The sequence below is a fragment of the Sphaerisporangium corydalis genome (genome assembly GCF_025506355.1).
In the GTDB taxonomy this organism is placed as follows: domain Bacteria; phylum Actinomycetota; class Actinomycetes; order Streptosporangiales; family Streptosporangiaceae; genus Sphaerisporangium; species Sphaerisporangium corydalis.
Map to the genome: position 1 here is coordinate 53,660 of NZ_JANZYP010000051.1, position 21,876 is coordinate 75,535.

Sequence of the window (21,876 nt, forward strand, 5' to 3'; positions counted from 1 at the left end):
GGGCCTAGCGTCGGTGAGCAGAAGGGAAGGGAGCCGGGATGCTGGAGCGGCTGAACCAGGCCATGGAGCACATCGAGCGCAACCTCGATCAGCCGATCGAGGTGTCCGAGCTCGCGCGGATCGCCGTCATGTCGGAGTACCACCTCCGGCGGCTGTTCTCCGCGCTGGCGGGCATCCCGCTGTCGGAGTACATCCGCCGGCGGAGGCTCACCGTCGCGGGCGCCCAGGTGCTCGCGGGGCAGGACACGCTGCTCGATATCGGGGTGCGTTATGGCTACGGCTCGGGCGAGGCGTTCGCCCGCGCCTTCCGCGCTGTCCACGGCGTCGGGCCGGGCGAGGCCAGGCGCACGGGCGCCGCTCTGCGCTCCCAGTCACGGATGTCCTTCCGCCTCACGATCGAAGGGAACGGCAGCATGCGATATCGGGTGGTCGAGAAAGAGGAGTTCCGCGTGGTGGGCAGGAAGGCCCGCGTGCCCCTGGTCCACGAGGGGATGAACCCCGCGATCGTCGAGTTCGTCCGGAGCATCGACAAGGAGACCACGCGGCGCCTCGCGGAGCTCTCCGACCAGGAGCCGCAGGGCATCGTCAACGTGAGCGACGACCTGGCCGGCAGCCGTGCCGAGGGCACCGAGCTCGATTACTACTACGGTGTGGCGACCGGCGCCCCCGTGCCCCCGGACATGGAGGCCATCCCCTGCCCCGCGGGGACGTGGGCGGTCTTCGAGAGTTCGGGCGCGTTCCCGCAGACGCTCCAGTACATGTGGCGGGACGTGTTCACCCAGTGGTTCCCCTCCAACCCCTACCAGAGCAGGCCGGGGCCGGAGATCCTCCGCACGCTGCTGTCACCGGACGGCGCCGAGGCCGAGGCCGAGCTGTGGATCCCCGTGGAGCGGACCGAGGGCTGAAAGTGCGATGGCGCGGGCCGATATTGAACTGTCATGTCCGGGAAGCCCTATTTTGGACTCCCCGGCTATGTCACGGCGGCCCGCGCCGATCGCAGAATTGCCGGTCGCTTGACGCAAGCGGGATCAGACATTTGATCACGCCAAGTCCGGCGATGATCGTGATATGACTAAGATCGCGCAATGAGTGGATCATTCGGTGGCGATCGCGCGCGCGCCCTGAGCCTTTCCATTGGCGTGGCGGCCTGTGTCCTGAGTGTCGGATATATTGCGCCGAATGCCACCGCCGCGGCCCGGGCCCCTGTCAAGACCATCATCGGTGACAATGGTTTCACAGCCGTCGTGGAATCCGGCTCCGTCCACGGTGGCGACGATAACGATGGGGCGCCCGCGCTGGGTGGTGAACTCGTTTCCAACGGGGGCCACCGGGCGGCCGGTGGCGGCGGCGTCCCCGGAGACGCCCAGCCCACGGCACCGGCGATGGGTTACCGGGCCGATCCCGGGGCGAGCGCCCCGGCCGGCGGGGCGGCGGTCCTTTCCCGTGGCCACGTCGGATTCGGTGCCCTCGGCGGTGCTTTCCCGACGGTCGCCGGCGGTGACGGCGTGACCGCGGGAACGCGCCTTGGCGCGGCGGGCGATTATGCGAACAGACCGCTGACGGAATCGACTGTGACCCGGCCGGTTGCCTTTTCCGGAATCGCCTCGGTAGCCGATTTCCCGTCGATTCTCGCGACATATCAAGAGGGACCTGCGGCGCTCACGCGCTGCCCGAACGGCGTGCCACGCACCGGCCTGTTCGAGGATATTCTTCCGGGTGGAATGATACCGCCTGATTTCAAGGTGAAAACGGCGCGAACTCCTGACACGGCGAATGTCGTCGGGGTCACCGAGGCCGATCCCGCCGAATTCACCGGCCTCGTTCCCGCCGCGCGGCGGGCGGCCACCGGGCCGGTGACGTCCGCCGGCATCCCGTCCGCCGGCACCTCGTCCGCCGGCATCCCGTCCGCCGTCGGCTCGTTCGGCTGCGCCGTGGCGGCGGCGGGTGTCACCGGCGCCCGTGCTCCCTCGCTCGCTCTGCTGAAGACGGCCACCGTGGTGGACGCCGACGGCAGCGGGACGGCCGGAGCCGGGGATTCGATCGAGTGGGGGTTCGCGGTCACCAACACCGGGACGGTGGCGCTGACCGGTGTCACGGTGACCGACACCAAAGCCGGGCCGGTGACGTGTCCCTCGGGCGCGCTGGCGCCGGCCGCGACGATCGCGTGCACCGCGGCGCCGTACGTCATCACCCTGGCCGACGTGGCCGGCGGCTCGGTGCGCGCCACCGCCACCGCCTCGGGAACCGCGAACGGGGGGACCCCGGTCACCTCGGCGCCCACCAGCACACTCACCGCCGTCTTCGGAACCCAGGGCCTCTCGATCACCAAGACCGGGGCCACGATCGACGTCAACGGCCGGCGCGGCATCACCGCGGGTGACCGGGTCCGCTGGACGCTGAAGGTGACCAACACCGGGACCTCGGCCCTGACCCGGCTGACCGTCGACGACCCCGGCGACCCGCCCGTCACCTGCCCGACCACCATCCTGGCCCCGGGGCGGTCGGTCGTCTGCACCGCGCCCGACCACACGATCACCCCGGTCGACGTCTCCACCGGCAGCGTCAGCGGCACGGCCACCGCCGCCGCGGCCGGGCCCGCCGGGCCGGTCACCTCGGCCCAGGCGCTGGGCCGGGTCCCGCTGCCCCGCCCGCCCGGCCCCGGCTGCCACCGGTGTGACCACGGCGACGAGACCGGCGACCCGCCGCTCCTCTCCTCGCCCGACGCCGGCCAGCGGTACCCGGAGCCCGGCGAAGGACCTACGGGCCACGTCCTGGCCGCGGGGTGGGCTCACGTGCCGTACGTGCCGAACGTCCCGCACGCGCCGGTCGTCCCCCCCGCGCTCCCCGACACCGGGCGCCTCGACACCGACTTCCTCGGGCCCCTGCACGACTGGCCGGCCAACGGCGGCGACCGGGGAGACGACCACCTCGTACCGACCGGGGTGCCACGGCCGCCCGGCCCCGGCCCCCTCCCCGACCCCGGCAGCGGCCCCAGCGGCGGCATCAGCGGCGGCGGCACCGGCGGGACCGGCGGCACGAGCGGAGGCCCTGGCGGCGGCACCCGCGGCGGCGCCGGCGCCACACCGTCCTCGCCCGGGGCCACCGCGCCCGCTTCACCCGGGGCCACGGCACCGATGTCACCCGGAGCGGCGGCGTCGCCCCCGGCCGGGGTCAACGCGGGGTACCCGGACGACCCGGGCCACGGCGACCCGGCCGTCGTCCTCGCCGGCGCGGCCATCGCCCTCGGCGGACTGGCCGCGCTGGGCGCCGTCCTCGCCCGCCGCCGCCTGCGGAGCCGCGCCGCCGGCCGGCGGTCGGCGGGCGGCTGATGGAACCGGTCGGTCAGGGGGCGCAGACGGGACGGTAGGGGAGGTCGGGGAGCTGGGAGCGCCACTCCTGCTCGGTGAGGTCCCGGCCGGCGCGGGCGCACACGCGGGAGACCAGCGTCTCGGGGACGACCGGGTAGGTCGTGAGGCCGCCCTGGTCGTCCAGGACCAGCAGCCGGGTGCCGTCCGCCGAAAACGTCACGTCCCTCACGGCGCTGACCCGCTCGGTGACGGGACGGCCGAGCAGGACGCCGGTGGCCAGGTCCCACACCTCGACCGAACCGGTGCCGTCGCCCTGGACCGTGGCCGCCAGGCCGCCGCCGGGCGCGACCGCGACGCCGGTCACCCCGCGGGTCGGGCCGTGCAGGGTCAGCGTCTCCGGCCGCGCGGCGCCCGGGGCCCACAGCGCGAGGCCGCCTTCGCCCTCGCCGGCCGCGTACAGGGCGCCGCCCTCGGTGAACAGCGTCCGCCGGGTGTCGCCGCCGAGCTTGACGGTGCCGGTGAGCCGCCCGGTCCCGGCGTCGGCGGTGCGCACATCGTCGCCGCGCACCACGACGGATTTGCCGTCCGGGCTGAACCCGATGTCGGTGACGGCCGGGTACGTCAGCCGCCACCGCTCGCGGCCGTCGCGCAGGTCCCACAGGATGACCGCGGGCCCGGTGGACGCGTCCTGCGCGGAGGTGTCCAGCGCGACCAGGAGCCGGCCGTCCGGGCTGATCGCCATCGCGTCGGGGGAGGCCGCCAGGCCCTTCAGCGTGGCCACCCGGGTCTGGCGGGCGGTGTCCCAGACGGCGATGGTCTCGTCGTCGGTGGTCACGCCGGACACCGCGACGAGGCGGCCGTCCCTGCCGAACACGGTGCGGAACGTGTAGATCGGCCCCTTGGTGGTCGTGCCGAGCGGCTTCCCGGTGTACTTCCCGGTGGCGGGAAGGCCCAGGCGGACCTCGCCGGCCCGGGTGTCCCGGCCCACCAGCAGGCGCCCGTCGGGGCTCATGGCGGTCCACGCCGGGGCCGCCGAGCGGGCGATGTTGATCAGCCCGAGGGTGACGACGGTGTCGCCGTCCAGGTAGCGGATCGAGCGGCCGTCGGGGTCGAAAGCGAACTGGGGCCGGACGACGGAGATCGCGTGATTGATCAGCAGGGCGCTGTCGGCGGTCCGGTAGACCTGGACGCCGGTGGCGGCGACCGAGGCGAGCAGTGCGCCGTCGGGGGAGAAACGCAGGTCGCCGCCGTTCCAGCCCTCCATGTCCATGGGGGCCTCGCCGATGGGCCGCCCGGTCGCCGGGTCGGTCAGGCCGACGACGGAGCCGCGGCCCACGGCCAGCCTGCGGCCGTCCCTGCTGAGCGCGACCCGCTGGGCGCAGCCGTCGCAGTTCTTCGCCAGGGTGGTGGCCCGCCCGCCGGGCACGGTGACGTGGATGACCTGGCCGCTCAGCCCGGCGGTGACCGCGGACGCGCCGTCGCGGGCGATGAGCGGCATGCAGCAGTCCCCGGACGACGAGGTGCGCCCCGTCGCGGTGTTCCAGATGACCTCGCCCTCGCCGAGCGCCACCGCGAGCAGGTCCTCCGCCTCGCCGTAGGTGAGGAACACGTTCAGCTCCCTGCTGGCGGGCCCGAGCGGGTAGGAGCGGGGCAGCGCCCGGCCGGTGGTGAGGTCCCACAGCCGCACGTCCTTGCCCTCCGTGGCCACGGCGAGCACCCTGCCGCTCGGGCTGAGCGCCGCGTCCAGGATGTGCGCCCCCTTGTCGCCGAGCCTGGCGCCGCCGGCGCGCGCCCCGGTGCGCACGTTCCACGCGCGGGCCTCGCCGTTGCCGATGCCGACCAGGACGCGGCCGTCGTGGCTGAGGCGGCGGACGCCCTCAGGGGCGGGGTCCTGGAAGACCCGCGCCTCGCGCTGGACCAGCGAGCCGGTCAGCGCGGCGCGCGCCTCGGGCACCGGGCTCAGCCGCCAGGCGGCCACGCTGAGCAGCATGGCCCGGACGGGGTCGGTGGCGCGCAGGCCGTCGGAGACCACGGCGATCCTGCGCGCCTCGGCCTCGTCCCGCTGGACCGAGGCCACCCTGCTCTGCCACACCGCGATCGACGCCGCGACCAGCGCGCCGACCAGCAGCACCGCCATCGCGACCGTCACGAGCCTGCTCACCCGGGCCCGGCGGCGGATCAGCGCCGCCCCCGCGTCCAGGAAGTCCCGTTCGACCGGGGTGAGGGTGATGTTGCGCCGCTCGGTGGCCGCCCAGTGCAGCGCGCCCTCCAGCGTGCTGCCCTGCATCAGGTCGCCGTCCCTGCGCCCGTGGGCGTGCCAGCGTCGCGCGGCCGTGGCGATGCCCCGGTGCGCGGCCAGCCCGTCGCGGTTGGCCCTGACCCAGGCGCGCATGCGCGGCCAGGCGTGCGGCAGCGCCGGCCGGGTGAACGCGACCTCCTCCCCGGCGCTGAGCAGGTAGGAGAACGCGCCGAAGACGCGCTCGATCGCCTCGGCCTCCTGGACGGGGCGCCCGCCGAGGATCTCGGCGCGCGGCACCCGGCACGGGACCAGCTCCCCGTCGTCCCTGACCGTCACCAGCCGCAGGAAGACCTCGGGCACCAGTTCGCGCTCGGCCGGGCTCAGCGTCTCGTAGGAGTCCTCGGCCATGGTGCCCAGCGCCGGGTCGCCGGTCTGGTCGCGGGTGACGCCGCCCGCCGTGCGCGAGCCCTCGACCAGCAGCCGGGCCATGTCCACCCGCCCGTCCCCGCTGACCAGCGCGAGCAGCAGCTCGGGCGCCGTCGGCCTGCCCGCGGGGTCCTTGGCCAGGGCGGCGCGGACCAGTTCGCGCAGCGACTCGGGCAGGGCGGAGAGGTCGGGGTCGGCCGACAGGACGCGGTGCATGACGGCGCCGAGGTTGTCGGCCAGGAACGGGTCGGCGCCGGTCGCGGCGAACACCATGATCGCCCCCCAGGCGAACACGTCGGCCGGCATCCCGGCGCGTGTCCCGGAGAACACCTCAGGCGCCATGTAGGTGGGGGTGCCCGCGGTGAACCCGGTGGAGGTCAGCGACATCTCCAGGGTGCGCGCGATGCCGAAGTCGATCACCCGTGGCCCGTCCGGGCCGAGCAGCACGTTGTCCGGTTTCATGTCGCGGTGGACGACGCCGGCCTCGTGGATCGCGGTCAGCGCGGTGGCGATCGCGGTCGCCAGCCGGTGCAGGTCGCCCCCGGCGAACCGCCGCCCGTCCGCGAGCGCCCTGCGCAGGTCGGGCCCCTCGACGTACTCGCTGACGATGTACGGCCGAGGGCCGTCCAGGTCGGCCCCGAGCACGCGGGCCGTGCAGAACGACGCCACCCGCTGGGCCGCCGTCGCCTCCCGGCGCATCCGCTCGCGCAGGTCGCCGTGGTTGGCCGAGTTGCCGTGCAGCACCTTGACGGCGACGCGCGTGCCCTCGGCGTCGTAGGCCTCGTAGACCACGCCCTGCCCGCCGGTCCCGAGCCGCCCGGCCAGCCAGTAGCCGCCCAGCCGCTGCGGGTCACCGTCGATCAGTCCCTGCGCCATACCCGTCCCCTCGGCCGCGCGTTTCCACGGTGTTGGACGCCGTCTGTGGCGACGCGGTTCTCGGCACCCTGCCACAAAAAGGATCTCGGCGAGGCGGCGGCCCCGGGTCCGGCTGCGGCCTCCCTGGGACGCTTACTCGTGCCATGGGGCTGACGTGCCATTACTCGTCCGGGCATAGTCCGATCACGTGGCTGATGGGGGATTCGCCGGCAGGATCCGGATGTGTATGCTCGGCCGGATGGATCAACTGGTGCCCCACACCGCCGAGTCCCTGGGGACGGATCTGCGGGCGCTCGGCCTGCGCGCCGGTGACGTCGTCCTGCTGCATTCGTCGGTCAGGAGCCTCGGTTTCGTCGTCGGCGGCGCCCAGGCGTTCGTGCAGGCCCTGCTCGGCGTCCTCGGCCCCGGAGGCACCCTCGTGGTGCCGGCCCACACCTCCGACAACTGCGACCCGGCCGGCTGGCGCAACCCGCCGGTGCCCGAGGCGTGGTGGCCGGTGATCAGGGACCAGGCGCCCGGCTTCGACCCGGCCCGCACCCCGAGCCGGTGGATGGGCGTCATCGCCGAACTGGTCCGCACCTGGCCCGGCGCGCTGCGCAGCGACCACCCCCGGCTGTCCTTCGCCGCGGTCGGCGCGCACGCGGCCGGCGTGACGGGCGTGCACCGGGTGGACGACGCCCTCGGCGAGGACTCCCCGCTCGGCGCCGTCTACCGGCTCGACGGGAAGGTCCTGCTGCTCGGGTGCGGGCACGACTCCAACACCTCGCTGCACCTCGCGGAGTGGCGGCAGGAGTCGCCGCCGCGCGGCGTCAACGGCGCGTCGATCCGGCGGCCCGACGGGACGGGCAAGTGGACCACCTGGGTCGACGTGATCGAGGACGAGGAGGACTTCGAACGGCTGGGCGCGGACTTCGAGGCCGCCGTCGGGCTGCCGGCCGGCCGGGTCGGCGAGGCGCCCACCCGGCTGATGTCCCAGCGGGCCCTGGTCGACTTCGCGACCGCCTGGCTGGCCGCCAACCGCCCCAAAGCGTGATGGCCCCCGCGCCCGGCCGAGGTCACCCGACGTGGGCGGGCAGGCCGACGCCCGTGAGCCGCTCGGACTCGGCCCACAGGCGGGCGCCGGCCTCGGCGTCCAGGGCCCGGCGCGGCGGGCGGGCGACGGCGGTGGCGCCGACCAGACCGAACCGCCCCTTCGGCCCGTAGTAGCCGCCCGCGACGGCGTCAGGGCTGGTCGCGGCGTACAGCAGCGGCTCGGTGCCCTGCTCGACGTCCTGCTTGGGCAGGAAGTCGACGGCGCTGACCAGGTCGTGCAGGCGGGTGGGCCGGTCCCGGCCGAGGGTGGCGCCCGCCGTCTGGAGGTTCGTGCGGGTGTAGCCGGGGTGGGCGGCGGTGCTCAGCAGGTTCCAGCCGCGCTCGGCGGCGACGGCGGCCAGGTGCCGGGTGAACATCAGGTTCGCGAGCTTGGACTGGGCGTAGGCCAGGGCGCCGCTGTAGCGGCGCTCCCACTGGAGGTCCTCAAAGCGGATCCTGCCGAAGAGGGCAACGCCACTGCTCATGGTGGTCACGCGCGGCGCCGGGGCGGCGAGCACCAGCGGCAGCAGCCGGAGCGTCAGTGCGAACGGGCCCAGGTAGTTGCTGCCGAACTGCAGCTCGAAGCCGTCGGCCGTGGTCATGCGGGTGGGCGGGGCCATCACCCCGGCGTTGTTGACCAGCAGGTCAAGGGGGGTCGCGTCGGCGAGGAGCCCGTCGGCGAACTCCCGTACGGAGGCCAGGTCGGCCAGGTCCACGCGGCGCACCTCCAGCCGGGCGTGCGGGTGGCGCGCGAGGATCTCGTCGCGGGCCCGCTCGCCCTTGGCGACCGTGCGGACGGCCATCACCACGTGGGCGCCGGCGTCGGCGAGGCGGCGGGTGGCCTCCTTGCCGGTGCCGCTGTTGGCGCCGGTGACGACGGCGAGCCTTCCGGTCAGGCCGGGGACGGTGTACATGGGGGCTCCTGGTGGGAAGGGGTCGATCCTGTACGCCCCACATTAAGAGACCGGCGGTCTATACACAAGGGACCGGAGGTCTGTAATCTGGGGACGTGACGACGTTCCAGCGGGCGCGCAGCGAGGAGCAGCGCGCGGCGCGCCGGAGGATGATCCTCGACGGCGCGGCCGCGATGCTGGCCGAGATGCCGGTCGCCCAGGTCAGCCTCAACGAGCTGAGCCGGCGCGTCGGCCTGGCCAAGTCGAACGTGCTGCGCTACTTCGAATCACGCGAGGACGTGCTGCTGGAGCTGCTGAACACGGCGGCCCGCGAGTGGCTGGCGGACTTCGCCGACGAGGTCGCCGGCGTGGTCGACGCCGGCGCCGGGCCCTCGGAGCGCAGCGCCCAGTTCGCCGGCGCGCTCGCGGCCTCGCTGGCGGCGCGGCCGATCCTGTGCGACCTGATCAGCGCCCAGTCCGCGGTGCTGGAGCACAACGTCTCCCCGCAGGTGGTCGTCAAGTACAAGCGGGCCGCCGGCCAGACCATCGCCGTCCTGGTCCGGCTGGTCCTCGAACACGTGCGTGAGCTCGGCGAGCGGGACGCCGAGTGGTTCACCACCGCCTCGATCATGATGGCCGGGGCCGCGTGGACCCACGCGAACCCGGCGTCGGCCGTCGAGGCCGCCTACGCGGCCGACCCCGCCCTGGCCTCCATGCGCGTCGACTTCGCCGACACGCTCCGCGACGTGCTGGAGGTGCTGCTCGCCGGCCTGCTCGCGCGAGCGCGCGCAAGATGGGCCGAGGGCCCGCCCGGCTGACGCCGAGGCTCACCCGGCTGACGCGGAGGGCCGCCCGGCCAACCCCGCTGACGGCCGGGTGACCCCGCCGTGGCCGATCCCGGCCCCCGAGGTCACGCGGACGGTGAAGCGCGAGAGATCATTCCTCGTCGCCGATCCGGGTGAGCTTGTCGGGGTTGGAGACGGAGTAGATCCCCGACACCCGCTCGCCGTCCGGGCTGAGGTCGATGACCATGACGGCGAACGGGGCGTCGCCGGAGAACAGCAGCGCCGAGGGGTCGCCGTTGACCGTCCGGTACCGGACCTCCAGGTCCTCGGGGGCGCGGGAGGCGACCCCGGCGATCATGCGGGCGACCTTGTCGCGGCCGTGCACCGGGCGCAGGCCGGCGGCCCGGGACCTGCCGCCGCCGTCGGTCCACATCGTCACGTCCGGCGCCAGGATCCGCAGAAGGGCGTCCAGGTCGCCGCCGAGCGCGGCGGCCAGGAACCGCTCGGTCACCTGCCGCTGGACGCGGGGATCGGCCTGGTAGCGGGGGCGGCGGGCGTGGACGTGCTCGCGGGCGCGGTGGGCGAGCTGCCGCACGGCCGCCGGGGCGCGGCCGATGATGCCGGCGATCTCGGTGTGGGCGTACCCGAACACCTCGTGCAGGACGAACACCGCGCGCTCCAGCGGGGTGAGCGTCTCCAGCACCACCAGCATCGCCATCGAGATCGACTCGGCGCGCAGGGCCGGTTCCGCGGAGTCGGGGACGGCGTCGGTCAGCAGCGGCTCGGGCAGCCACGGTCCCACGTAGGTCTCGCGGCGGCGCCGGATGGCGCCCTGCCGGGCGAGGGCGTGGTTGACCGCGACCCGCACCAGGTAGGCGCGCGGGCTGGCGATCTCCCCGGCCTCCGGCGCCAGGCACCTGGGCGCCCAGGACAGCCAGGTGTCCTGCAGGACGTCCTCGGTGTCGGCCACGTTGCCGAGCAGGTTGTAGACGATCGAGAACAGCAGCTCGCGGTGGTCGGCGAACACGCGCGTCGCGGTGTCCTCCGTGGGGTCGGGCATGGGCCGGTCCTTTTTCTCGGGTGCTCCCCTGAGAGGTGCGGCGGCCCCCGAAGTGTGACATCCGCCCACCGGGCGCCGATCGCCGGACGCCGCGAGGCGGTGCCCCGTCTCGGCTACCGGCCCGGCTACGTTGTGACGTGGGGGCTCACCCGGCACGCCGCCGGGTGGCCGCCTCGGACGGGGGGTGGCCGCCAATGCCGGCCGATCAGCTGATTCTCGTCACCGGCGCCGCCGGCAGGACCGGAGGGGTCGGCAGGAGCGTCGTCGCCGGCCTGCGGGCGCGGGGCCTTGCGGTGCGCGCGCTCGTCCACCGCGAGGACGAACGCGCCGCCGCGCTGCGGGCCACCGGCGCCGAGGTGGTGACCGGCGACCTGACCCATCCCGCCGACGTCGCCCGCGCCGTGGACGGCTGCCGCCGGGTGTTCTTCACCATGAGCGTCGTGCCCGAGTACCTGGAGGCCGCGGTCACCATGGCGGCCGTGGCCCGCGAGTACGGGGACCTGGAGGTGTGCGTCGCCCTGTCCCAGATGACCGTCTCGACGATGACGGTGCTCAGCACGACCGAGTCGCACCAGCAGCGGCTGCACTGGCTGGCCGAACAGGCCTTCGCCTGGTCGTCGGTGCCGGTCACCCAGCTCAGGGCCACCGTCTTCCTGGAGCACCCCTTCTTCACCACCCTCGCCGAGGCGTCGATCGCGCGGGACGGGACGATCCGGCTGCCGTTCGGCTCGGCGCGGACCTCGCCGGTGGCCGCCGCCGACGTCGCCGAGGTGGCCACCACCATCCTGGCCGACCCCTCCGGGCACACCGGGAAGGTGTACGAGCTGACCGGGCCGCGCTCGCAGAACATGACCGCCATCGCGGCCGAGTACGCGCAGGCCCTCGGGAGGCCCGTCACCTACGCCGACGTCCCCCTCCGGGAGTGGACCGAGCACGACCTGGCCGCGCTGGGGCTGCCGGACCACCTCACCGAGCACGTCGCCTGTATGGCCCGGCTGGTCGCGCAGAACCGCTACGACCGGCTGACCCACCAGGTGGAGGAGCTCACCGGCCACCCGGCGACGAGCGTCCGCGCCTTCGTGTCCGCCCGTCGTCGGCAGGCCCCGCCGGAGCCGTAGCCTCGCGTGGCCACGCGGGCGCCCGTCGTGTCCTCGCGCGGGCCCGCCGTCAGGGGCGGGGGGAGGGGAAGGGCGGGGCGATGCTCCACGCCCGCACCGTCTCGTCCCGGCCGCCGCTGACCGCGACGGCCGCACCGCCGACCCGGCCCGTCGCGACCGACCACACGCAGTCGGTGTGACCGGTGACGGGCGCGCCGAGCTGGACCCCCCTGCGCAGGTCCCACACGCGGACGGTCCTGTCGTCGCCGCCGCTCACCGCGACGGGCGTGCCGTCCACCTCGTCGAACGCCACCGCCCAGACCGGCCCCTCGTGCCCGGTGAGCGGCTTGCCGATCGGGCGGCGCAGCGCCAGGTCCCACACGCGCACGGTCTTGTCCATGCCGCCGGTGACGGCCACCGGCACCCCGTTCAGCCGGCCGAACGCCACCGCGCGCACCGAGTCGCGGTGCCCGGTGAGCGGGTCGCCGAGCCGCCTGCCCTCGGCCAGGTCCCAGACGCGCACGGTCCTGTCGTCGCCGGTGCTGACCGCGACGGGCGTGCCGTTCACCTCGCCGTACGCGATCGACCAGACCGTGCCGGTGTGGCCGGTCAGCGGCGCGCGCAACGGCCTGGCCCCGGCGATGTCCCAGAGGTGGACCGAGCGGTCGGCCCCGCCGGTGATCGCGATGGGGACGCCGTCGAGCGGGCCCGCCGCCACCGCCTTCACGTCGCCGTCATGCCCGGTCAGCGGCGCGCCGACCTGGGCGCCCCTGGCCAGGTCCCAGACGCGTACGGTGTCGTCGTCGCTGCCGCTGACCGCGATCGGGACGCCGTCCAGTTCGGTGAACGCGACCGACCTGACCCACCCGGTGTGCCCGGTGAGGGCCCCGCCGAGGGCCTTGCCCGCGGCGAGGTCGAAGACGCGCACGGCCAGGTCGTCGCCGCCGGTGACCACCACCGGCACCGTGCCCACCTGGCCGAAGGCGATCGTCCTGACGTCGTTGCTCGGCTCGGTCAGCGGGGCGAACAAGAGGGTGCCGAAGGGGCGCGCCGGTGCCGCCTCGGCCGTCGGGCCGGGGGAGACGAGCGTGCTGGACCCGGGCGTGCCGGTGTCCTTCTTCTCGCCGCCGAGCAGGGACGGCAGGGTCACGGCGGCCGCGACCGCGGCCAGCCCCACCCCGGCGGCCACGATCTCCCGGCGCGAGATCAGGCGATCCGGCCGCGCCGGAGCGTCCCGCGTGGGCGCGTCCTGCTGAGGCGCGTTGTGCGATGGCGTGTTCCGCGGCGGCGGGTCGTACGGGGGCGGGGCGGCGGCCGGAACCGGGCGGGCGGGCGCGGGCGCGGGGGAGGGGAGGGGCGCGGTGAGGGTGGCGCGCCCGGCGGACGGGGCGAGGCTCTCGCCGGTCAGGGCGCGGAACAGGTCGGCGGTCGCCGGCCGGCGCGCCGGATCCTTGGCGAGGCAGGCCGCGAGCAGCGGCCGGAGGTTCGCCGGCACACCCGACAGGTCCGGCTCGCGGTGCAGGATGGCGTTCACCACCACCGGGATCGTGTCGCCGGGGAACGCGCGGTGGCCCGTCGCCGCGTAGACCATCGTGCAGGCCCAGCTGAACACGTCCGCGCTCGGCCCGGGCGGCTCGTGGGTGAACTGCTCGGGCGCCATGTAGGGCGGCGTGCCGACCGAACCCGTGCGGGTGACGGTGTGGTCGATGGCGCGCGAGATGCCGAAGTCGATGACCACCGGGCCCTCGGGGCCGAGGATGACGTTGGCCGGCTTGAAGTCGCGGTGGACGATCCCGGCGCGGTGGATCGCGGCCAGCGCGGTCATCGTGGAGACGGCCAGGCGCTCCAGGCCACCGCCCGTCCTCGGCCCCGAGGTCATGACGAGCCGCTCCAGCGACTCCCCGGGCACGTACTCGCTGACGATGTAGGGCCGGTCGTCGTGGATCCCCATGTCGAGCACCCTTGCGGTGCAGAAGGGCGCGACCTGGCGGGCGACGTCCACCTCGCGCAGGAACCGCCTGCGGGCGTCGGCGTCGTCCGCCATCCACGCGTGCAGCACCTTGACCGCGACGTCCTCGCCCGAGGGCGCCCGGCCGAGATACACCACGCCCTGGCCGCCTCTGCCGAGCGGGCGGATCAGGCGATAGGCGCCGATCTCCCGGAACTCGTCAGGACCGGGCGGGGGAGGACCGGACACTGCCCACCTCTTCGGGTATCCCGATGTGACACGGCGCGATCGGGCGCCCCCATCGTACGGCGCCCGCGAGGGCGCGGCGCGGGCGGGTCTATTGACGAGTCTTGACAGGGTGCCCAAGTCGTATTCAACTCAATGTTGCGACCAAATGACAACGTTGTCACACCCAGAAGTCCGAACCGGTGAACGGGTTCCGGACCTGGTTTCGCATTGCCGTGAACGCCTCGGAGACGAAAGGGCGATCGGATGACACGATCAACGTCGCACAGGAGATGGGCGCTCGCCTTGGGCGCGGCGCTCGGGCTGGTGCTCGCGCCGGTCACGGGCGTGCCGGCGCAGGCCGCGGTCGCCGACCCCGCGTCCCTGGTCAACACCTTCCTCGGCACCTCCAACGGGGGCAACGACTTCCCCGGCGCCGACGTCCCCTTCGGCATGGTCCAGTGGAGCCCGGACACCGCCTCGCGCGCGCAGGGCGGCGGCTACACCTACTCCAGCCCGACCATCACCGGGTTCAGCCTCACCCACATCGCCGGGCCCGGCTGCGGCGCCTACGGCGACGTCCCGATCATGCCGACCACCGGCGCGATCGGGACCAACCCCGGTGGAGCGAGCGCGGGGTACGCCCACTCCGGGGAGTCGGCCACGCCCGGTTACTACTCGGTCAACCTGAACAACGGCGTCCGCACCGAGCTCACCACCACGACACGCGGCGGGATCGGGCGGTTCACCTTCCCCTCGACCACGCAGGCGAACCTGCTGTTCAAGCTGACCGGCAGCCAGAACGGCGTCTTCGCCAACAGCTGGCAGGCGGTCAGCGACACCGAGGTGGCAGGATCGGTGACCAGCGGCCACTTCTGCGGCGCCACCAACACCTACACGGTGTACTTCTCCGTCGCCTTCGACCACACCTTCTCCACCGGCACCTGGCTGGCCTCGCAGGTGCAGGCGGGCAGGACCAGGGCGTCGGCCACGTCGGAGACGGCCATGAAGACGGCGGACACCGCCAAGCCCGAGCCGAAGTACCACGGCGCGCCGCCCCCCGGCCAGGAGGCCGTGGCGGCGCTCGCCGACCCCAACGGCGGGTACCTGACCTTCGACACGACCGCGAACCAGGTCGTGCAGGCCAGGATCGGCGTCTCGTTCACCTCCCAGGCCAACGCCCAGGCCAACCGTGACGCCGAGGTGCCGAACTTCGGCTTCGACGCGGTGCGCACCGCGGCGCACAACTCCTGGAACACCTACCTGTCGAGGATCCAGACCACCGGCGGCACCACGGCGCAGCAGCACGTGTTCTACAGCTCGCTCTACCACGCCCTGCTGCACCCCAACGTGTTCAGCGACGCCAACGGGCAGTACCGGGGGTTCGACGGCGCCGTGCACAGCGTGGCCGCCGGTCACGCGCACTACGCGAACTACTCGGGCTGGGACATCTACCGCAGCCAGGCCCAGTTGCTGGGCATGATCGCACCGGGCCCGGCGAGCGACATCGCCCAGTCGATGGTCGACGTCTACACCGCCGGCGGGCGGTTGCCCAAGTGGGCGCAGGCCAACGGCGAGTCCTACGTCATGGTGGGCGATCCCGCCGACCCCATCATCGCGGGCATCTACGCCTTCGGCGGCAGGAACTTCAACACCACGGCCGCCAAGAACGCCATGATCCAGGAGGCGACGGTCGCCAACCAGAACCGTCCCGGGCTGAACTACCTCACCAGCCTGGGCTACCTGCCGAGCGACGGCTCCTACGGGTGCTGCAACTTCTACGGCTCGGTGTCGACCACCCTGGAGTACAACACGGCGGACTTCGCGATCGGCGCCTTCGCCGGGGCGCTCGGCGACACCGCCAACCAGGCCACGTTCGTCAACCGCGCGCAGAGCTGGCGCACCCTGCTCAACCCGTCCAGCGGGTTCATGCAGCCCCGGCTGGCCGGCGGCGGCTGGACGTCCGGGTTCAGCCCCACCAGCGGGAGCAACATGGTGGAGGGCACGTCCTGGCAGTACACCGGCATGGTGCCGTTCAACGTGCGCGGCCTGGCCGACGCCAAGGGCGGCAACGCCGCGATGATCACCTACCTGGACCACGTGCTCGGCGCGTTCAACGGCAGCGGCGGCGACCACGCCGACCTCGGCAACGAGCCGAGCATCGAGCTGCCGTGGGAGTACGACTACGTCGGCCAGCCCTGGAAGGCCCAGGCGATCATCAGGAACGTGCAGAACCAGCTCTGGCCGGACTCCCCGGGCGGCTGGGGCGTGGGCAACGACGACCTCGGCACCATGAGCGCCTGGTACGTCTGGTCGGCGATGGGCATGTTCCCCGAGACGCCCGGCACCGCCGACCTGGCGCTCGCCACCCCGCTGTTCGACCAGGTCGACATCACCCTCAGCACGGGCAACCATTTGGTCGTCAACGCCCCGCAGGCCGGCACCTACATCCAGGGCGCCTCCTGGAACGGGGCCTCGTGGAACAACGCCTACCTGCCCCCGTCGGCCGTCATGAACGGCGGCACGCTGAACCTGACGCTCGGCGGCACGGCCAACACCTCCTGGGCCACGGCGGCGTCGTCGGCGCCCCCGTCCTACCCGGGCACGGGCACGCCCCCGCCCACCGGCACCAATCTGGCGCTCAACAAGACGGCCACCGGGACGACTCCGTGCGGGGCGTCCGAGGGGCCGGAGAAGGCGGTCAACGGCAGCGTGTCGGGTGGCAACGGCGACAAGTGGTGTTCGCTGGTGTCCCCCAAGTGGCTGCAGGTCGACCTCGGCGGCGCCCAGAGCGTCAATCACCTCACGGTCAGGCACGCGAGCGCCGGAGGGGAGAGCGCGAGCTTCAACACCCGCGACTTCAACCTGCAGGTGAGTACGGACGCGTCCGCGTGGACCACCGTGGCGACGGTGACCGGCAACACCGCCGGCGTCACCGACCACGCCTTCACCGCCACCTCGGCCCGCTACGTGCGGCTGAACGTCACCACCCCGGCCCAGACCACCGACGCGGCCGCGCGGATCTACGAACTGGAGGTGTACGGGCCGCCGCCCGGCGGCACGAACCTGGCCCTGAACAGGACGGCCACCGGGACGACTCCGTGCGGGGCGTCCGAGGGGCCGGAGAAGGCGGTCAACGGCAGCGTGTCGGGTGGCAACAGTGACAAGTGGTGTTCGCTGGTGTCCCCCAAGTGGCTGCAGGTCGACCTCGGCAGTGCGCGGAACGTCAGCACGTTCACGGTCAGGCACGCGAGCGCGGGCGGCGAGAGCGCGACTTTCAACACCCGGGACTTCAACCTGCAGGTGAGCACGGACGGGTCCGCGTGGACCACCGTGGCGACCGTGACCGGCAACACCGCCGGGGTCACCACCCACCCGATCGCCACGACGTCGGCCCGCTACGTGCGGCTGAACGTCACCACCCCGGCCCAGACCACCGACGCGGCCGCGCGGATCTACGAGCTGGAGGTGTACGGCCCCTGAGCACCGTCGTGACCGAATGAGAAAGCACCGGAGGGGGCGGGTTCGCCCCCTCCGGTGCTCGGTTCGCGGCTAAGAGCCGTAGACCTCGAATTCGGAGAGCTGACCGGCCGGCCAGCCGCTGTTGGCGGTGAAGGTCAGGCGCAGGTAGCGCCTGGTGGTGGACGTGAAGGTGATCGTGGCCGTGTTGCCGGTGGCCGGGTTGAAGGTGTACGTCGCCGAGCCGGCGACGCCGGTGAAGTTCGTGCCGTCGGTGCTGCCGAGGACGGCGACCGCCTGGGTGCGGGTGGCCCAGTCGGTGGACGGGGGCAGCTTGAGCACGACGCGCCCGACGCTCAGCGCCGAGCCGAGGTCGACCGTCACCGACTGCGGGAAGGCGTTGTTGGCCGACTCCCAGTAGGTGCTCGCGTTGCCGTCCACGCTGTTGCCCGAGCCGTACACCTGCGAGTGGCTGGTCTCGGTGGTCGGCCTGCCGAGCGCCAGGTTGCCGGTGGGCGCGGTGCCGCCGGTGCCGGACAGGGCCACCGTCAGCGGGCTGTTCGGGTCGTTGCTGGCGACGGTCAGGTTGCCCGTGCGGGTGCCCGTGGCGGTCGGGGTGAAGGTGACGTTGACCGTGCAGGACGCTCCGGAGGCCAGGGTGGAGCCGCAGGTCCTGGTCTGCGCGAAGTCACCGGTGGTGGCGACCGTGCCGAGCGTCGCCGTCCCGGTGCCGTTGTTGGTGACCGTCACGGCCTGCGACGCGCTGGTGCTGCCGACCGCCCTGGCCGCGAACGACACGCTGGAGGGGGAGGCGGCCAGTGCCACGGTCGGCGTCGTGCCGCCGCCGCCCGGGAAGATCTGGTACTCGGCGATCTGCGCCGCGGGCCAGCCGGAGTTGGCGGTGAAGTTCAGCCGGAGCTGCCGCACGGTCGAGGTGGGCAGTGAGATGGTGGCGCTGTTGCCGGTCGCCGGGTTGAAGGTGTAGGTCGCGGAGTCCTTCAGCGTCGTCCAGGTCGTGCCGTTGGTGCTGCCCTGGACCGACAGGGTCTGCGTCCTGGTCGCCCACGCCGAGGGCGGCGGGAGCTTCAGGGTGATCGAGCCGACGCTCTGGTTGGTGCCGAAGTCGGCCTGCAGCCACTGCGGGAACGCGTTGCTGTTGGACTCCCAGTAGGTGGCGGTGTTGTCGTCGTTGGTGTTGCTCGGCGGGAAGCCGCCCGCCGAGCTGCTGCCCGTCATCGTCGCGCCGAGCGCGAGGTTGGTGGTCGAGGTGACGCCGCTGCCGGACAGGCTCACCGTCAGGGGGCTGTTCACGTCGTTGCTGGCCACCCTGACGGTGCCCGGGCGGCTGCCCGAGGCGGTCGGGGTGAAGGTCACGCTGACCGTGCAGGACGCGCCGGCGGCCAGGGTGGAGCCGCAGGTGGTGGTCTGGGCGTAGTCGCCGGTGGTGGTGACGCCGCTCAGGGCCGCCGAGGCGGAGCCGCTGTTGGTGACCGTGACGGTCTGCGCCGGGCTGGTCGACCCGGCCTGCCGCGACCCGAAGGACAGGCTCGCGGGCGAGGCGGTCAGGGCGACGCCGTTGGTGCCGGTGCCGGTGAGGCTGACGGTCACCGGGCCGCCGGGGGCGCTGCTGGCGAGCGTGAGCGTACCGGTGCGGGTGCCCGTCGCGGTCGGCCTGAAGGTGACGTTGACCGTGCAGGTGGCGCCGGCGGCCAGGGAGCTGCCGCAGTTGTTGGTCTGCGTGTAGTCGCCGGTGGCGGTCACCGAGCTGATCGGCGCCGCGGCGGTGCCGCCGTTGCTGATGGTGACGGCCTGCGCGGAGCTGGTGCCGCCGACCTGGAGCGCCGGGAAGGACAGCAGGCCGGGGGAGCCGGACAGGCCGCCCGTGCTGCCGCCGCCGCCCGGGTAGATGTAGTTCGGGTCGGGCCAGGTGCCGGTGCAGACCGTGGAACTGGGGCTCCAGCCGGTGTTGCCGGTGCCGAAGGTCGGCGTGAAGCCCGTGCCGACGCAGTTGTGGATGGACACGCCCGCGCCGATGTGGGCGGCCTTGACGTTGGTGAACGTCGCGGTGGCCCCCGCCTGCGCCTGGATCATGTACGTGCCGGTGCCGTCGACGTTGACGTTGGTGAAGTTGACGGTCTTGGTGTTGCCCTCGATGAAGTGGATGGCCGCGTAGGAGCTGTCCAGGATGTCGGTGTCGGTGACGTTGATCGTGGCGTTGATCGACTCGTTGAGCGCGTCGAACCAGATCGCGCCGACGCCGAAGTGCCAGTTGAAGTCGGAGTTGCCCGCTCTCAGCAGGGTGTTGCGTGCGACGGTGATGGTGCCGGAGACCCCGGTGGCGCCGTTGACCCCCGGGTACCTGTTGGCCACGTGGATGCCGCCGCCGTTGGAGATGGTGTCGCTGACCACGTTGTCGGTGATCTTGATGTCCTTGCCGCCGTAGGTGACGATGTTGTTCGCCAGGATCGGCAGGATCACCGTGTTGTGGGTGAACGAGTCGTTGACGTTGGCCATCCGCTCGGGCCACCCCGCCAGACCGTCGTCACCCAGGTTGCGCAGGAAGCTGTTGGTCACCGTCGAGTTCGTCACACCGGTGTGGAAGTTCACGCCGTCGGCGGTCTGGTCGAGGATGCGCGTGTTCTTGATGGTGAAGTTGTCCATCGGGCCGTCCATCCAGGCACCGACCTTGGTGTGCTGGATCCACAAGTTGTCCACGACGGAGTTGGACATCGCGCCGCCCAGGCCGTTGACCTGGTCGTTGTCCTCGCGTTCGGTGATCTCGCCGATGATGGCGAAGTCCTTGAGGGTGACGTTCTGGCTCGGGCCGCCGGCCTCGTGCGACCGGATCGGGCCCTGGTAGCCGCCGCCCTGGACGTACTTGCCGTAGATGCCCACGCCGTGGCTGCGCACGGTGGGGTCGCGGCCGGTCAGCACGCTGTACCAGGGGCCGGCGCCGGCCAGCGTCACGCCGTCGACGACCACGTGGTCCCACAGGGTGTAGGTGCCCTCGGGGATGTAGACGACCTTGCCCTGGGCCTTGCCGGCGTTGACCGCGGCCTGGAACGCGGCGGTGGAGTCGGTCGTGCCGTTGCGCACGGCGCCGAAGTCGTCCACCGACAGCGAGCCGGAGGGACGGCCGATCGCGCCCGGGACGACCTCGAAGTCGGCCAGGTCGACGGTGATGGGGACGCCGCCGTTGGACTGGACGCGCACCTTGGCGCCGGCGTTGAGCGTGGACCCGAACATGGTCCGCGTCTCGTCGTAGAAGTGGTGGGGGTTGGTGTCCCCGGGGTTGTTGTTGAACGGGTAGCCGCCGTAGTACCAGCCGTACCGCGAGGTCAGGGCCAGGTCTTTCAGGTGCGTGCCGTTGACCCGCAGGTCGGCGGTGGTGTTCTGACCGGTGCCCGCGGCGCTGTCCGGCAGGCTGTAGCGCAGGGACATCGCGTTGGCCGGCCGGGTGAGGGTGAACTCGACGTACTGGCCGGACCCGCTGAGCGTCACCGCCCTGCGGCCGGAGGCCTCGGAGGGCAGGTGGCCGTATATGCGGTCGGGGCCGATCACCTGGCCGGAGGTGACGGCGTCTTCTGCTTCGATCTCCGCGAAGGGCACGGTGGCGCCGCGTCCCGGGAAGTCGAACGGGGAGTCGGCTCGCGCGGCGGCCGAGGCGGAGGTGGCCGGTGAGCAGACCAGCCCTCCTGCTGTCAGCGCCACGACCGTGGCGATCGTCCAGGCCTTTAGCCTGCCGGACTTCATCATCGACTGACCCTTCATCCTACGAAGAGCCGGACGCTTCGCGGCCTCGTACGTGACCGGTGGTGCCCGGGGGGGTACCCACACCTTAAAATGACGGACAGATGTCTGCAAGATTTCAGCGGTTCCATGAAATGTAACGACTGGATTGCGCTGTTTCCCGTACCGTAAGTCCGCGCAAACCGCTTGCACCCCCTGAAAGCCCTTTGCACCCCCCGAAAACCCTTCCCGGCCGCACAGGGCGCGGCTCTCCCGCCACCCGCCCAGGCCATCCCCTCCCGGACGCGTACGGGTGTGGAGGGCGGCTCTCTTGGCATCCGGCCAGGCTTACATGCGAAGTGGGGAAGGGAGCTCGCCCGGCAACCTGGATATCCCCTCCCGGACCCGTGCGGGAGGCGGGGAGGATGGGGCGATGGACGTGATCGACTGTGTCTTCTGTTCCGTCATCGCCGGTGAGGCGCCGGCCGTCGTGGTGCGGCGATGGCCCGACGCCATCGCGATCCGCCCGACCCGGCCGGTGGCCCCCGGTCACCTGCTGGTGATCCCGCTCGTCCACGTCGCCGACGCCGGGCAGGACCCCGCCGTCGCCGCCCGCACCATGCTGCGCGCGGCCGAGCTGGCCGGCGAGCTCCCGGCCGCCAACCTCATCACCTCCAAGGGATCGGCCGCCACCCAGACCGTGTTCCACCTGCACCTCCACGTCGTCCCCCGCACCGAAGGCGACGCCCTCCCTCTCCCC

The 21,876-nt window shown here is 73.0% G+C and carries 12 protein-coding genes; 7 read left to right on the forward strand and 5 right to left on the reverse strand.

Translation table 11 applies throughout. From position 1 onward, the window contains the following. Positions 1–38: 38 nt before the first annotated feature. Both NYZ98_RS29070 and NYZ98_RS29075 read left to right on the forward strand, forming a co-directional pair. Positions 39–905 carry an AraC family transcriptional regulator gene (locus NYZ98_RS29070; RefSeq protein WP_262846753.1) on the forward strand — a complete coding sequence of 289 codons (867 nt, stop codon included), beginning with the start codon at positions 39–41 and terminating at the stop codon, positions 903–905. A gap of 837 nt (positions 906–1,742) precedes the next feature. Then, entirely contained in the window at positions 1,743–3,329 is a 1,587-nt protein-coding gene (locus tag NYZ98_RS29075) for a DUF7507 domain-containing protein (protein ID WP_262846754.1), read from the forward strand. A 13-nt stretch (positions 3,330–3,342) separates the two neighbouring features. Here NYZ98_RS29075 and NYZ98_RS29080 read toward each other — a convergent pair whose 3' ends face one another. After that, the gene (locus NYZ98_RS29080) at positions 3,343–6,849 is read right to left on the reverse strand and encodes a WD40 repeat domain-containing serine/threonine-protein kinase (protein WP_262846755.1); all 3,507 of its coding nucleotides are present in this window, start codon (positions 6,847–6,849) and stop codon (positions 3,343–3,345) included. Between the two features lie 238 nt (positions 6,850–7,087). Here NYZ98_RS29080 and NYZ98_RS29085 point away from each other — a divergent pair, with 238 nt between their 5' ends. Continuing rightward, a complete protein-coding gene (locus NYZ98_RS29085; RefSeq protein ID WP_262846756.1) occupies positions 7,088–7,882 on the forward strand; it encodes an aminoglycoside N(3)-acetyltransferase in 795 nt (264 codons plus the stop codon). A gap of 22 nt (positions 7,883–7,904) precedes the next feature. Here NYZ98_RS29085 and NYZ98_RS29090 read toward each other — a convergent pair whose 3' ends face one another. Then, positions 7,905–8,834 carry an SDR family oxidoreductase gene (locus NYZ98_RS29090; RefSeq protein ID WP_262846757.1) on the reverse strand — a complete coding sequence of 310 codons (930 nt, stop codon included), beginning with the start codon at positions 8,832–8,834 and terminating at the stop codon, positions 7,905–7,907. 95 nt (positions 8,835–8,929) lie between these two features. Here NYZ98_RS29090 and NYZ98_RS29095 point away from each other — a divergent pair, with 95 nt between their 5' ends. Further along, positions 8,930–9,631 (forward strand): TetR/AcrR family transcriptional regulator, encoded by a 702-nt coding sequence (locus NYZ98_RS29095; RefSeq protein ID WP_262846758.1) that lies wholly within the window; start codon positions 8,930–8,932, stop codon positions 9,629–9,631. A 118-nt stretch (positions 9,632–9,749) separates the two neighbouring features. Here the strand turns inward: NYZ98_RS29095 and sigJ are convergent, their stop codons facing one another. Continuing rightward, on the reverse strand, positions 9,750–10,658 hold the full coding sequence (gene sigJ, locus NYZ98_RS29100; RefSeq protein ID WP_262846759.1) for an RNA polymerase sigma factor SigJ: 909 nt from the start codon (positions 10,656–10,658) through the stop codon (positions 9,750–9,752). 194 nt (positions 10,659–10,852) lie between these two features. Between sigJ and NYZ98_RS29105 the strand changes: the two genes are divergently transcribed. Continuing rightward, on the forward strand, positions 10,853–11,776 hold the full coding sequence (locus tag NYZ98_RS29105) for an NmrA family NAD(P)-binding protein (RefSeq protein ID WP_262846760.1): 924 nt from the start codon (positions 10,853–10,855) through the stop codon (positions 11,774–11,776). 49 nt (positions 11,777–11,825) lie between these two features. On the opposite strand, the gene NYZ98_RS29110 is transcribed toward NYZ98_RS29105, so the two are convergent. Next, positions 11,826–13,952, reverse strand: a complete 2,127-nt coding sequence (locus NYZ98_RS29110; protein ID WP_262846761.1) for a WD40 repeat domain-containing serine/threonine protein kinase — start codon at positions 13,950–13,952, stop codon at positions 11,826–11,828. Between the two features lie 243 nt (positions 13,953–14,195). Between NYZ98_RS29110 and NYZ98_RS29115 the strand changes: the two genes are divergently transcribed. Next, positions 14,196–17,411, forward strand: coding sequence for a lectin (locus tag NYZ98_RS29115; RefSeq protein ID WP_262846762.1), 3,216 nt, complete (start codon positions 14,196–14,198; stop codon positions 17,409–17,411). Positions 17,412–17,480: 69 nt separating this feature from the next. Here the strand turns inward: NYZ98_RS29115 and NYZ98_RS29120 are convergent, their stop codons facing one another. Then, on the reverse strand, positions 17,481–21,143 hold the full coding sequence (locus NYZ98_RS29120) for a choice-of-anchor D domain-containing protein (RefSeq protein ID WP_262846763.1): 3,663 nt from the start codon (positions 21,141–21,143) through the stop codon (positions 17,481–17,483). A gap of 406 nt (positions 21,144–21,549) precedes the next feature. Here NYZ98_RS29120 and NYZ98_RS29125 point away from each other — a divergent pair. After that, the coding region (locus NYZ98_RS29125) for an HIT family protein (RefSeq protein ID WP_262846764.1) at positions 21,550–21,876 on the forward strand (327 nt) is incomplete at its 3' end.